Genomic DNA, 14,303 nt, shown 5'->3' with positions numbered 1-14,303 from the left:
ATGTGTGGAATTGCCGGATTTTGCGATTTTAAGAAAAATACGGGAACAGATGTGCTTCAACACATGACTGATGCCCTTACCCACCGTGGCCCCAATGATGCGGGTTACAAAGTATTTGAAGCTTCCAATGCTGCAGTTGGCCTGGGTCAGCGCAGGCTGTCTATTCTCGATTTGTCGAGCAATGGCCACCAGCCAATGATCTATGAGCACCTGAGCATGGTGTTTAACGGTGAAGTATACAACTTTAAAGAAATACGTCTTGAACTGGAACAAAAAGGCTACACCTTTAATTCCTGGTCAGATACAGAAGTTATATTGAAAGGTTACCACTGCTGGGGCGATAATGTGGTGCACAAACTCATCGGCATGTTTGTGTATGTGATATTCGACAGCAAGCGCCAGGAACTGACCATTTGCCGCGACAGGGCAGGTGTTAAACCGCTCTACTATTTCTGGAACGGTAATGTGCTGCTGTTTGGTTCAGAGCTGAAGGCTTTTCACCAGCATCCGGCATTTACCAAAGAGATTGATATTAACAGCCTCTCCCTGTTTTTGCAATACAGTTATATCCCGGCTCCTTATACTATTTATAAAAAGACCTGCAAACTCAACCCGGGTCACTATTTTAAACTGTCGCTTACCAACCGGTTTTTCTCCGAAACCAAATACTGGGATGTAACCGACTATTACAACAAGCCCAGGCTGCAGATCAACGAAGCCGATGCAATGGCTGAAGTAGAGCGCCTGATGATTTCTGCCTATGAATACCGCATGGTGGCTGATGTGCCGGTAGGGGTATTCCTGAGCGGTGGTTACGATAGTTCAAGTGTTGCTGCTATTTTACAGCACAACCGCACAGAGCGCCTGAAGACATTTACCATCGGTTTTGAAGAAGCAGGCTTTAACGAAGCAGATGAAGCAAAGAAAATCGCCGCCTATCTCGGTACCGATCATCATGAATGGTATATCAAGGCTTCTGATGCAGCCGACGTGTTTCACGACCTGCCCGAAATATACGACGAGCCTTTTGCAGACAACTCGGTTGTGCCCACCGCACTGGTAAGCAAACTGGCCAGGCAGCATGTAAAAGTGTCTTTATCTGCCGATGGTGGCGACGAAATTTTTGCCGGTTACAATAAGTTCAACCAGTCAATCAGGTACACCAGCGGTATGCCTTCGTTTATGCAGGGTGCGCTGAGTAATATCATGTATTATATCAACCCCGATCATATTCCTTACTTCAATAAGAAATACAACTTCGCTACGCGTTATAAAAAGATGCAGAAAATATGGGCAGATAAAACGCCGCTGTCTGCTATGAAATACATCAGCCAGTACATTACTGAAGATGAAGCGCGCGGGTTTATACGCCCGGAACACGAATGCTACAAAACGCATTTTGACAACGGCAGCAGGCTCTCCGGCAACCTCGACAGCCTTAATAAAATGCTGGCGATTGATTATAAAACATTCCTGGTAGACAATAACCTGGTAAAGGTTGACCGCGCTACCATGCATGTTGGCCTTGAAGGTCGCGAGCCTATGCTCGATCACAGATTAATTGAGTTTGTAGCGCAGCTGCCTGCCTGCATGAAAATTCAGCAGCACACCAATAAATACCTGTTAAAGAAAATAGTGCACAAATACATTCCGAAAGAGATGATGGACAGGCCTAAAATGCCGTTTATCGCTCCGCTGAAAGTATGGTTTAAAGATGAGCTGAAAGAAAAAGTGCAGTACTACCTCGGTGAAGCCAAACTGAAGGAAACAGGCATGTTCCAGGTAGAATCTGTAAAGAAACTCACTGAAGAATACCTGGCCGGCAAACAGGTAAACTACCAGAAAGTATGGAACCTGCTCGTGTTTCAGTTATGGTATGAACGGTGGAACAAAACCCAGGCAGCATAATATACCCCATGCAGCAACAACCTAAAATACGTATACTCGAAGCCATCAGGCAAGGGCAGGTAGGAGGCGGTGAAACGCATATTCTTAACCTGGTAGAGCATATTGACCGTACCCGTTTTGAGCCGGTTGTACTGGCTTTTACCGGCGGGCAAATGATTGACCGGCTTGGTGAAATAGGCATACGCAATTTTGTAATTCCCAGCACCCGCCCTTTCGATGTATTTAAATGGCAGGCTGTTCGCCGCCTGATGCAACAGGAAGCCATTGACATTGTGCATGTGCATGGCACACGCGCCAACAGTAATGTATACTGGGCTGCAAAAGCGCTGGGGCTGCCGGTAATTTATACCATTCACGGCTGGTCGTTTCACGATGATCAGTCATGGCTTACCAAAAAACTGCGCATTTTTTACGAACAATGGATTACACGCAAGGTGAACCGCAACATCTCTGTTTCTGATTCAAACCAGCAAACAGGTTCAAAATACATCGCACATTTTAAATCAGACGTCATTAACAATGGCATTAACCTGCGCCAGTTTAATCCTGCTGCTGTTCAGGGCGGCCTGCGCAGCAAATGGGGTATTGCCGGTGATACCTGCGTGGTGGGTTTTGCTGCACGTATGACGGAGCAGAAAGATCCGCTGACCCTGATCAGTGCTTTCCAGCAGGCGTTGGCTGTAAACAGCAATATGGTGCTGCTGATGGTAGGCGATGGCGAATTGAAACAACAGGCTATTGCACTGGCTGCCACGCTCGGCATTGATTCAAAAGTAATATTTGAGCCCTTCAGGGCAGATGTGCCTGAAGTACTGCAGGCCATGGATATATTCTGCCTGCCTTCTTTGTGGGAAGGCCTGCCCATTGGCCTGCTGGAAGCAATGGCTATGGAAAAAGCTGTGGTAGCCACGGCGGCAGACGGCTCCTGCGAAATTGTTCAGCATGACAGCAACGGGTTGATTGTTCCCGTGCAAGATGCAGCAGCACTGGCCGCTGCACTGGTAAGGCTGGCCGGTGATGCCGGTATGCGTGCCCGTTACGGACAAGCTGCACGCGCAACTGTGGCCGGTGGTTTTGATGTTGACAACATGACCCGTAAAATTGAAAATATATACCTGCAAACCTTAGCAAACTAAATACAATGAGTACCGCTACTACATATGAATACAACCGTATTGCCGATCGCAAACGAATTGATTTTATCACCAATGTGCTTTGCCAGTCACTGCCGCTGCATGCCACTATACTTGATGTAGGTTGCGGCAATGGTGTTATCAGCAGGCATCTTGGCCGTATCGGTTTTAACGTGCTGGGTATTGATGTTAGCGAAAAAGCCATAGAAGCTGCTGCGGCAATTGAACCCATGTCTAACGTGCAGTTTAAAAAAATGGGGGCCGAAGAACTGGTGGCTTCCGGCATTAAATACGATGCCATCATCTGCAGTGAAGTGCTGGAGCATTTAAACAGTCCCGATCTGCTGTTACAGGTATTGCACGAAAGCCTGGCAGACCATGGCAAACTGATTGTTACCGTGCCTAATGGCCAGGGCCCGCGTGAGCTGCTGGTTACGCGCCCCGTACTTAGCATGCGCAACAGCAATAACCTGCTTTGGAAAGCAGTAGTGGCAGTTAAAAAAATGATGGGTTATTCAGGCACTACCGTTCAGTCTGCTGCCGATAACCTTGATCATGTGCAGTTCTTTTCCAAATCTGACCTCGAAAAATTATCCGGTTCACATCATTTCAGGATTACCCGTTTTGGTAAGGCCAATTTTATTGAAGATGTGTTCCCGTTTTCCTTTGTTACCAAGAAAATCACCTTTCTGCAGAAACTGGACTGCCAGGTTGCAGATATATTGCCTACCCGCTTTACCGGTGGCTTTTTTACCGTATGGGAAAAAATGCCGCTGAACAATTAACATTATTACTAACGATTTATTTCTTGAAATTTTGGAAGACCAACAACGCAGGATACAAATAGCATATATATCAATCAGCGATCCCCAGGACAAACGCTCCTGGTCGGGTATTACGTATTATGTAGGCAAAACTTTACAGAAGAATGTAGGCGATGTGGATTTCCTGGGGCCAGTAACAGTTCCGCCATTTATTGATAAGATGCTGCGCGCCATGTCTAAATTTTCGCGCGCGGTGTTTGGCCGCAGGTATCTTGCGCAGAATAGCCTGCTGGTGGCCTGGTACGCAGCAAGAGTACTGGAGCGCAAGCTGCAGCAAAAAAAATATGATTTCATTTTTGCTCCTGCTTCTTCGGTGGCCCTGGGCATGCTTAAAACAAAGGTGCCCGTCATTTACATGTCAGATGCTACCTGGAAGCTCATCAGCAATTACGAATACAACGAATATAAAAACCTGGTTCCGTGGAGTAGCTGGGAATCGAATTACCTCGAAAAGAAGGCACTGAAAAAAAGTACCATGCTGCTGATGACTTCACAATGGGCAGCACAGTCTGTTGTGAATGATTATAAAATCCCGGTAAGCAAAGTATATGTGGCATCCATGGGTGCCAACATGGACAGTGTTCCGGCTTATGATGTTATTTTCAAAAAAGAAGAGAACAAAGAGCTGACCATGCTTTTTCTTGCAGTAGACTGGAAACGCAAGGGCGGAGATCTGGCGCTGAGTGCATTGCGTATACTGCATGATACCTATGGCATTAAGGCCAGGCTCATTGTTTGCGGCTGCGAACCGCCTGAAGGGGTATCACATCCTTACATGGAAGTGATTCCTTTCCTGAATAAAAACCTGCCTGAGCATCATGCGAAGTTTGTTGAATTGCTAAGCACCATCCATTTTTTACTGATACCCACACGTGCCGATTGCTCGTTGCTGGTTGGCTGCGAGGCCAATGCATACGGCGTACCGGTTATTACTACCGAAACTGGCGGTGTGCCGGGTATTGTACACGATGGTATTAATGGTTATTGCGTTCCCTATAGCGCCGAAGGCTGGATGTATGCCACACTGATAGCAGAACTGTTTGCAGACAAAGAGAAGTACCATAACCTGGTACTCAGCAGCCGTGAACGGTACGAAGAAGAGCTGAACTGGGATAAATGGTCTGAAAATGTAAAGGAACTATACCAGGCTTTTTTTGATGTGGAGCATCCCGAGCAAGCTTCTGTACAGGATGCTGTACCCGTTATCCGTGAACCTGCACAGCTGAACAATTTACACGACTAAATCACCCACTGTTGAAAAAGTATTTTTCTTCATACTGGATACGGTCGGCTTTTTATGCAGTGCTGCAGCGGTTTTCATTAACCTTCTTCGGGTTTGTGAATTTCCTGATACTCATTCGCTGGCTTTCCCAGCCGCAAATGGCCGTATGGGCATTGTTTTTAACCATCACCACCGTATTTGAAATAACCAAAAGCGGGCTGCTGAAAAATGCACACGTGAAATACGTTAGTGCAAGCGATGATGTCAATCAACGAACGGCTATTGCATCTTCTTCTTTTATCATCAACGCCAGCATCAGTGTGGCATTTATTGTATTCCTGCTATTGTGTTCCGGCTGGCTGGGCACTGTGTTGCATGCCGGCGCTGATTTGGGTATTGCATTACGCTGGTTTATACCAGGCCTGGTATTCATGGTCATGTTCTCGCATTTTGAAGCAGTGCAGCAATCCCACCTGGACTTCAAGGGTGTGTTTGCAGGTTATATGGTACGCCAGGTATCCTTTTTTGCGGCCATCAGCCTGCACTACCTATTGCATTTGCCGGTATCATTTTTCTGGTTGTCGTTATACATGTCAGGCAGCATATTTATCGGGGCCATTGTATTATTCATATACAGCCGCAAATACCTTACGCTGCAGTTCAGTCCTACCAGGCAATCGGTTAAAGTGATCTTTTCTTATGGCGGCTATATTTTCGGTTCGGGTGTAATGTCGAATATTTTTGCCAACCTCGACCAGATCATGACGGCCGGTTTCATCAGTAATCCTGCATCGGTAGCCTGTTATAGTGCAGCGTCAAGAATAAACGGACTGGTAGACATTCCTTCCTATGCTGCGGCAGACATCCTGTTTCCCAAGAGTGCCCGTGCAGCTGCGGAAGACGATAGCGGCAAAGTAAAATACCTGTACGAACGTATGGTAGGTACCCTGCTTACATTTACCCTGCCACTGGCCTTATTCATCATTGCATTCGCCAAACCGGTGATTGTGCTGATTGCAGGGGAACGTTACATTCCTGCAGCACTTATCCTGCAGTTGTACATGATGATGGGGCTGTTGCGCCCGGTGCAAAACCAGGCAGCCAACCTGCTCAATTCTATCGGCAAGGCAGCACTGTGCTTCTGGATCAATACCATATCACTGGCCTGTAATCTTTGCATCAATTACTTCTGCCTGCGTACCTTTGGTTTTTATGGCGCAGTTATCGGAACGCTTATTACCACTACATTAGGAACAATTGCCTGGTACCTGGTTATGCGCAAACAAATAGGCCTAGAAATGCCCAGTATTATCAGGCATATGATGGATTTATACAAGCGGCTCTATTCATTGGGAATGAACACGGTATTTAAGCAAAAAAATGTTATTATGCGGAACTAACCGTAATGTAAAAACCAAAATGAAAGTCGCTCATCTTATATTAACCCACAAGCAGCCCCGGCAACTGGAAAGGCTGATTCAGGCACTTGATTATCCTGGGGCTGATTTTTTTATACATGTTGACAGGAAGGCTGATATCACTCCCTTTCAATACCTGTTTGCTAAGCCCAATGTGTTTATGGTACAAAAAAGAACGCCTATCTACTGGGCGGCTTATGGTACCATCCAGGCTATCCTGAACGGCTTTGCCGAGATATTGCCTAAACAGTATAATTATATCAATGTTATGTCCGGGCAGGACTTTCCGCTGAAACCTGCCGGTGAATTTTTCCGGTTTTTGGAAGAAAACAACGGGCAGGAGTTTATTACAGCGCGCCCGCTGAAAGAAGAATGGCCCGATGCATTGAGCAGGGTATATAACTATCACCTGGTAAATGTGCATTGGATGAAGAAAGGTAAGCACCGGCTGGAGCAGCTGATGAATGCTGTGCTGCCCAGGCGCCGCTTTCCTTTAAACTACACGCTGGCAGGTGGTCCAAACTGGTTTACCGTTACTTCTGAAGCAGCTGCATTTATTATTGATGTGCTGGAACTGCGGCCCGATATTGCACGGTACTTCAAATATTGCTGGGGTGCCGATGAGTTTATTTTCGCTTCCATATTATACAATTCAGCATTCAGGGAGCGGCTGCGCGAATGCCTGCTGTTTTGCAAATGGCTTCCGGGTAATGGTCATGCAGAAATACTTACCACCAATGACCTGGAAGAGATGAAGGCATCCGGCAAATTTTTCGCGCGCAAATTTGATACAGACACAGATAACCATATTTTTTCCGTACTGGAAGAGCTGATCGGCAGTAAAAGGCAGATAGCCTGATGTAACGCTGGTAGTGCGGAGCAACGTTACACAACAGCAGCGGAATTCCTTGTCAACCTTAAATAAAATAGCATGGCAAACCGTAACATAATCATAGCCCCCTGCGGCAATAAATCGTACCTGTTCAGGGACAGCTGGCTCAAACATCCTGAAAAAAGAGCGTTTGACGTATGCCTGATGTTTTACCATGAACAAATCAATGCACCGGAAAAATATGCGGGCATCGATTTTTTTTACCACCTGAAAGATTTTAAATACTTCATGATACATGAACTGCTTACCCGCATTCATCCTGAATGGCTGCAGCAGTATGATTACTTTTATTTTCTCGACGACGATATTGAGATAGATACCCTGCAGATAAACCAGCTGTTTGCATTGAGCCGTGCATTCAACAGCTCCATCAGCCAGGCATCATTATCACGTGATTCGTTTTGCAGCTGGCCCATGTTTAAACAGAAACGCGACAGCTTTTGCCGTTATGTAGGGCAGATAGAAGTCATGTCTCCGTTGTTCTCGGCCCAGGCATTGCAAACCTGTATGCCATCATTCACCGGAAACCGTTCCAGCTGGGGCGTTGATTCGGTTTGGTCTAAACTGCTCGGTTATCCTGAAGACAAGCTGGTGGTATTTGATACCGTTACCATGAAACATACCCTGCCTGTTGGCGGCGGCGAATTATACCAGAAAATAGGTGTTGACCCGCAGGTTGACTGGAAGAAGATCACTGATGACTTTGGTGCCAGGAAACAAAACTACCGTGAATACGGGAGGCTGCAGCTGGTAAACAAAAGAAGCAACCGGATAGTACATAGCATGCATATGTTGCAACAGGCATGGGCTTCTGTAAAAAGAGCATGGAATGATTATGATCCTGGTTCACGCATTATAAGCCGTAAGAACAAGCTGCTGCGCAAACTGAAGCTGGTAGCGCACTAGAGGTGTACCTGCAATGATATAATATACAGCCCGGGCAACAGTGCCCGGGCTGTTTTGTTAGGTATCATTCCGCTTGTTCATTGCAAAACAAGTCATTCCTTAATATTAATTTAATTTATATCATTTGCATGTTTATTGTTTTATTCATTCATTCCAGATAGCTGTTCATTTGTTCAACATATTTATGTAAGCCTTATCCCAACTAAGTTTCAGGCTATACGTTCCATTTAAATGTATAAACAGGAATGTGAGAAACTGGCTGCCTTATTAATAAAACTTATCATGAATTTTCATAATTATAAGGCTACATATGAAACCGATTTATATTTATTTGGCCTGCCTTCATTTTGGGTGTATGGCATATAACTTGCTCGGATTGGGCGGTTTCTTTAACTCAATAGTGAAAACCCCCAAATTCATGAGTTTAAATTTTACACCCCCACCACATGGCCTTGGTATGCGCGGCCATCAAAAATGCGCCACCAATTATCTAAAGCGAAGAGGAAATGTATTCCGAAAAATTGCAGCATTGTTTGTTTTGCTTGTTAGCGCAAACGTTTACAATACTGCTTTTGCACAGACCGAAATTGGTAACCAGCAGGTTATACAACTCAATTATTCCTCAGTTCAGAATTGTAAAGCGCTGGTTTACCTGCCAGACGATTACAACAGTACTTCCGCTTCTTATCCGCTCATCATCACCCTTCATGGTACAGGGCAGGCAGGCACCGACATCAACCAGATGATTACCGATGGTTTGCCGCAGAAAATTGCCCAGGGTCTTAAACCGCAGGCGGTTAACCCGAAGGATGGTAAAACCTACAAGTTTATCGTGTTCTCCCCGCAGGCGCCCAGCTGGTCGTTCCAGGAACAGCACGTAGCTTACATGTTGCCCATTATCCAGAAGATGTACCGCATTGACCCGTCACGTATCTATATTACGGGTTACTCTGCAGGTGGCTATGGTACTTTAACCTGTATCACCGATGATGTGAACTTCACAGCAAAAATTGCAGCCATGTCGCCCATGGCTGATGCTGCGATTGAACCCAACAGGATCGCCGGTCTTAAAAATGCAGCGACCACCAATTTGCCTGTATGGAGCATTTGCGGTACAGCCGATTCGTTCTGGCCTGCAGCACAGAGTTATGTAAATGACATCAACAGCTACAACCCCGGCATTAAGGCTGCCATCACCGGTCTTCCCAACGTAGGTCACTGGAGCTGGCAGAGTGGTTATGATCCCAACTGGCGTCCCAATGGCTTAAACGTATATGAATGGTTTCTGCAATTTACCCGCGGAGCTTCTGCGCCGCCACCGCCGGTGAGCAACCAGGCACCTGTTGCAAAAGTTGCAGCTTCCTCTATTGCTGTTCAGCTGCCCACCAGCACGGCCAGCCTGGATGGTTCAGGTTCATCTGACCCCGACGGCTCTATCGCCTCTTATGCATGGTCACAGGTAAGCGGGCCCAACACCGCGAAGTTCAGCACTGCTACTGCTTCCAAAACCAATGTTACCGGTTTGGCAGCAGGCACGTATGTATTTCAGTTAAAAGTAACCGACAATAAAGGCGCTACCGCAACTGCCAATGTAACGGTAACTGTTACTGCAGCCCCTAACCAGGCGCCTGTTGCAAAGATCTCCAGCAGCCTTATTAATATTACCTTACCTGTGAGCAGCACCACGCTCGACGGCTCCGGTTCATCTGACCCCGACGGCAGCATTGCTGCTTACACATGGTCGCAGGTAAGCGGTCCGGGTAATGCCATCATTGCTTCACCTGCCGCTGCAAAAACTACTGTATCAAGCCTGGTTACAGGTACCTATGTATTCCAGCTCACTGTAAAAGACAACAAGGGTGCTACTGCTTCTGCACAAACAAAAGTGATTGTGATTGCAGCTTCGAACAAAGCACCGGTTGCCAAAGTTGCAACCGGCAACATCGCGATTACTTTACCAACCAGCACTGCTACGCTCGATGGTTCAGGTTCGTCAGACGCAGACGGCCGCATCACTTCCTACTCGTGGAAACAAACCAGCGGTCCGTCAGTATCTACTATCGGCAGTGCAGCTTCAGCTAAAACAGGTGTAAGTGGTTTAACCACTGCGGGTACCTATGTATTCCAGTTAACGGTAAAAGACAATAACGGTGCAACTGCCACTGCCTCTGTAAACGTGGTGGTAACCGCAGCAGCCAACAAACCGCCAGTTGCTAAAGTGGCTACCGCCGGCATTACACTTACGTTGCCGCAAACGACCACTACGCTCGACGGTTCAGGTTCATCTGACCCCGATGGCAGCATCGCAGCTTACAGCTGGCTGCAAAGCAGTGGTCCTTCCGTATCTACCATTGGCAATGCAGCTTCATCCAAAACAGGTGTCAGCGGCTTGTCAAAAGCAGGCACCTACGTATTCCAGTTAACGGTGAAGGACAACAAGGGCGCCACAGCTACAGCTAAGGTAACGGTAACGGTGAAAGCCGCAGTAACTATACCACAGGTGGTAGCTGCTGTAGCCAACGCCAACATTACGGTGAAACTTCCTGTTACCTCGGTTACCTTAGACGGTTCTGCTTCTACCGGTACCATCAAGTCTTATGTATGGACACAGATGAGCGGTCCTTCGCAGAGCAGCCTCGGCAACAAAACTGCGGCTACCACTACCGTGAGCAGCCTGGTTGTGGGTACGTATGTTTACCAGTTAACCGTAACCGGTGATAATGGTATTACCAGCTCAGCCAACGCTACCGTAGTTGTTGACGGCTCTGCAGCAGGCGGCGGCACGGCTTGTAAAGGCAAAAGAATTTACCTGAAACAGGGAAGTGACAAGGGTATTTATGTAAATGGCCCAACCTTCGCTTACCTGCCGGGTGATACACTGGTACTGAAAGGCAGCCCATGGAGCTATGTATCATTCAATGATGTGTATGGTACTGCCAGCTGTCCTGTTACCATTATTAATGAAGGCGGCCCGGTAACTTTAACCAGCGGTTTCGCATTCAACAACTGCCGTTATATTAAAGTAACCGGAACCGGTACTGCAGATAAATACGGTTTCCATATTGAACACCCCACAGGCGACGGCGTGGCCATCGATATCTTCGGCCGCTCAAGCAATGTGGAAGTAAGCAATATCGATATCTATCATAAAACTTACGGCTTCTGGGTTAAACAGGAACAGGAGTGTGCAGATTCACTGCAGAACGGCAAATGGACACTGGATCACATCACCATTCACGATAACCGTATCCGCCGCATGGGCCAGGAAGGTATGTACATGGGTTCTACCGATCCTAACGGTAAACGTGGTGTGGTTTGTAATGGTGTTACCATTTACCCCAAACCTATTTACCTCAGCAATATCAAAGTGTACAATAACATTGTAGACAGCACCAACCGTTCAGGTATCCAGCTGTCTTGCGCCAAAACAGGTGACAATGAAATTTACAATAACCAGGTAAGCAACTCCGGCTTTGAGTACGCTACCAACCAGGGTAACGGTATCAGCCTCGGCGGTTATTCGCAGGCATATATTCACGACAATACCGTGAAAAACTCTTATGCCCTGGGTATCCTGGTGCTGGGTGCAGGCAATATTAAAATTGACAACAATACCATCAGTGGCAGCGGCCAGCTGGGCGGCAAAACAGTATATGGTATGGACGGTATCATGGTTGATACCCGCAACACCGACCCTGTTGACAGCTCATGGCTCACGATCACCAACAACAAAATCAGCAATTACACCGGCGAAGGCATCCGCTTCTATAAAACATTTGATACTTACCGCAAAGGCAATATCATTTGTAACAATACCGGCTCTGTAAACATTGCTGCAGGTATTGACTGGACAACCAATTGTGCTGGTAAACCTCCTGTGAATGCAGCGCCAATTGCCAAAGCAGGTAACGATGTAACCATTACCCTGCCTGCCAACAGCGTAACGCTCGACGGTACAGGTTCTGCGGATGCAGATGGTGTTATCAAAACCTATGCATGGGCTAAAGTAAGCGGCCCTGCACAGTTTACCCTGGGTACACCGGCTGCTTCAAAAAGCACCTTCACTAACCTGGTTGCAGGTAAATATGGTATTGCACTGACGGTGACTGATGACAAGGGCTTAACCGGCAAAGACACTGTTTGGGTTACTGTTAACCCTGCAGCCAATGGTAAACCGGTTGCTAATGCAGGTGCAGATGTTACTATCACCCTGCCCACCAACAGTGTTACACTCGACGGCAGCAAATCAAGCGAAACAGGCGGTACCATCAAATCGTACAGCTGGAGCAAAGTAAGCGGCCCCACCCAGTTTGCGCTGGGCACCACTACTGCATCAAAAACAACGTTCTCTAACCTGGTAGCAGGTAAATACGGCGTTGCGCTTACCGTTACAGACGATAAGGGTGTTACTGCAAAAGATACTGTTTGGGTTACGGTTAATGCCGCTGCCCCTGGCAAACCAGGCAAACCAATGCCTAATGCAGGTGCCGACGTAACCATTACCCTGCCTGCCAACAGCGTATCACTCGATGGCAGCAAATCATACGAAACAGGTGGTACTATTTCCCAGTACATCTGGACCAAAGTAATCGGTCCTTCATCTTATAAGTTTGGTAATTCACTGGCTGCCCAAACCACCATCTCCGGCCTGGTTGAAGGTACCTATGGTATTGAACTGAAAGTGAAAGATGGTATTGGTGTACTGGCTTCAGATACCATGTACATTACGGTGAAAAGTGCCAATGCCGGCAAACCACCGGTAACTACGCCACCAACAACAACGCCTCCTGAAACTACACCGCCAGTTACAACACCTCCTGCCGGCACCGGCGGTCCTGTTGCACGTGCAGGTGATGATATCAATCTGCAGCTGCCACTGAATGCAACTACGGTTTATGGTAACACATCAACCGACGCATACGGCACTATTACCAGCTACAAATGGCGTAAGGTAAGCGGACCGGCTACAGGTACATGGGATGACAGCAAGGGGTACAAACTCCTGCTCACCAACCTTACAGAAGGTACTTATGTGGTAGAGCTTACTGTTACTGATAATAACAATAAGAGCGATAAAGACACCATGAAAGTGATTGTTGCAGGCGCCAATAAAACGCCTGTTGCAAATGCCGGTAAAGATCAAACCATTAACCTGCCAACTACCAGCGTAACGCTCGACGGTACAGGTTCATACGATCCCGACGGCACAGTGGCCAAATACTACTGGAGCAAAATTACGGGTCCTTCAAGCTATAACATTGCCAGCGTTACCGGCAGTAAAACAACGGTAACCGGCCTGGTGGAAGGTGAATACATCTTCCAGCTGAACATACAGGATAACCTGGGCGCTTCTTCATGGGCTGTGGTAAAAGTAACTGTTCAGAAAGCGATTAACCTGCTGCCGCTGGCAGTGATTAATAAGGCAGATACAGCGATTGTTGCACCACAATCTGCGGTAACACTCGATGCCAGCAAATCGTACGATGTTGATGGCACTATTACCAAATATCAGTGGAAACAGGAAAGCGGTCCTGCGCAAACAACCATTGCCAATGCTGCGGGTTCTGTAACACAGGCTACAAAACTTACAACAGCCGGTAACTATGTGTTCAGTGTAGTGGTAACCGATAACAACGGTGCTACCAACAGCGCAAAAGTAACCATCAGGGTAAGTAAGGCTATTGTTCAGCAGGCTTCAGCAGATGCAGCAATTGATGTAACTGCAGGTGCTTACCTGTACCCGAATCCTGCAACCGGATCAACCATTAACGTGGCAATGACCAAGGGCGGAACCGGTAAGCTGAGCATCATGCTGATGGATGGCAATGGCCGCATCCTGTCTGTAAAATCAACAGATGCCAGCCAGCCACTGCAGCAGCTCGATATTTCACAGCTGTTGCCAGGTTCTTACTACGTAGTACTCCTGTCTGATAGCGGTGTAAGAAAATCACTGCCTTTCATCAGGATGAAAGACTAGTATAGACACTGTTGACAAATAAT

General features: G+C 47.1%; 8 protein-coding genes. All 8 read left to right on the top strand.

Features of this window, described 5'->3' with window-relative positions:
• The 8 genes from asnB (at window position 1) to DXN05_RS04155 (ending at window position 14,280) form a co-directional block, all read left to right on the top strand.
• Window positions 1-1,908, top strand: coding sequence for an asparagine synthase (glutamine-hydrolyzing) (gene asnB, locus DXN05_RS04190; RefSeq protein ID WP_116845936.1), 1,908 nt, complete (start codon window positions 1-3; stop codon window positions 1,906-1,908).
• Window positions 1,909-1,916: 8 nt separating this feature from the next.
• Window positions 1,917-3,044: a glycosyltransferase family 4 protein gene (locus tag DXN05_RS04185; RefSeq protein ID WP_116845935.1), complete on the top strand. Its 1,128-nt coding sequence runs from the start codon at window positions 1,917-1,919 to the stop codon at window positions 3,042-3,044.
• Between the two features lie 5 nt (window positions 3,045-3,049).
• A complete protein-coding gene (locus tag DXN05_RS04180; RefSeq protein WP_116845934.1) occupies window positions 3,050-3,826 on the top strand; it encodes a class I SAM-dependent methyltransferase in 777 nt (258 codons plus the stop codon).
• Window positions 3,827-3,857: 31 nt separating this feature from the next.
• Window positions 3,858-5,108 (top strand): glycosyltransferase family 4 protein, encoded by a 1,251-nt coding sequence (locus DXN05_RS04175; protein ID WP_116845933.1) that lies wholly within the window; start codon window positions 3,858-3,860, stop codon window positions 5,106-5,108.
• An 11-nt stretch (window positions 5,109-5,119) separates the two neighbouring features.
• Window positions 5,120-6,487: an oligosaccharide flippase family protein gene (locus DXN05_RS04170; protein ID WP_116845932.1), complete on the top strand. Its 1,368-nt coding sequence runs from the start codon at window positions 5,120-5,122 to the stop codon at window positions 6,485-6,487.
• The gene (locus DXN05_RS04165) at window positions 6,468-7,364 is read left to right on the top strand and encodes a beta-1,6-N-acetylglucosaminyltransferase (RefSeq protein ID WP_116845931.1); all 897 of its coding nucleotides are present in this window, start codon (window positions 6,468-6,470) and stop codon (window positions 7,362-7,364) included. Before DXN05_RS04170 ends, DXN05_RS04165 begins: the two co-directional genes overlap by 20 nt.
• 72 nt (window positions 7,365-7,436) lie before the next feature.
• Window positions 7,437-8,303, top strand: a complete 867-nt coding sequence (locus DXN05_RS04160) for a DUF707 domain-containing protein (protein ID WP_116845930.1) — start codon at window positions 7,437-7,439, stop codon at window positions 8,301-8,303.
• Window positions 8,304-8,832: 529 nt separating this feature from the next.
• Entirely contained in the window at window positions 8,833-14,280 is a 5,448-nt protein-coding gene (locus tag DXN05_RS04155; RefSeq protein WP_158559118.1) for a PKD domain-containing protein, read from the top strand.
• Window positions 14,281-14,303: the final 23 nt, after the last annotated feature.

The organism is Deminuibacter soli, assembly GCF_003412455.1.
In the GTDB taxonomy this organism is placed as follows: domain Bacteria; phylum Bacteroidota; class Bacteroidia; order Chitinophagales; family Chitinophagaceae; genus Deminuibacter; species Deminuibacter soli.
This window is presented reverse-complemented; position numbering and strand designations above follow the sequence as displayed.

What these genes read in the sequence shown, in the direction of transcription:
- DXN05_RS04180 (WP_116845934.1), top strand. Translation starts at nt 3,050, where the DNA reads ATGAGTACCGCTACTACATATGAATACAACCGTATTGCCGATCGCAAA.
- DXN05_RS04160 (WP_116845930.1), top strand. Translation starts at nt 7,437, where the DNA reads ATGGCAAACCGTAACATAATCATAGCCCCCTGCGGCAATAAATCGTAC.
- asnB (WP_116845936.1), top strand. Translation starts at nt 1, where the DNA reads ATGTGTGGAATTGCCGGATTTTGCGATTTTAAGAAAAATACGGGAACA.
- DXN05_RS04185 (WP_116845935.1), top strand. Translation starts at nt 1,917, where the DNA reads ATGCAGCAACAACCTAAAATACGTATACTCGAAGCCATCAGGCAAGGG.
- DXN05_RS04165 (WP_116845931.1), top strand. Translation starts at nt 6,468, where the DNA reads ATGTTATTATGCGGAACTAACCGTAATGTAAAAACCAAAATGAAAGTC.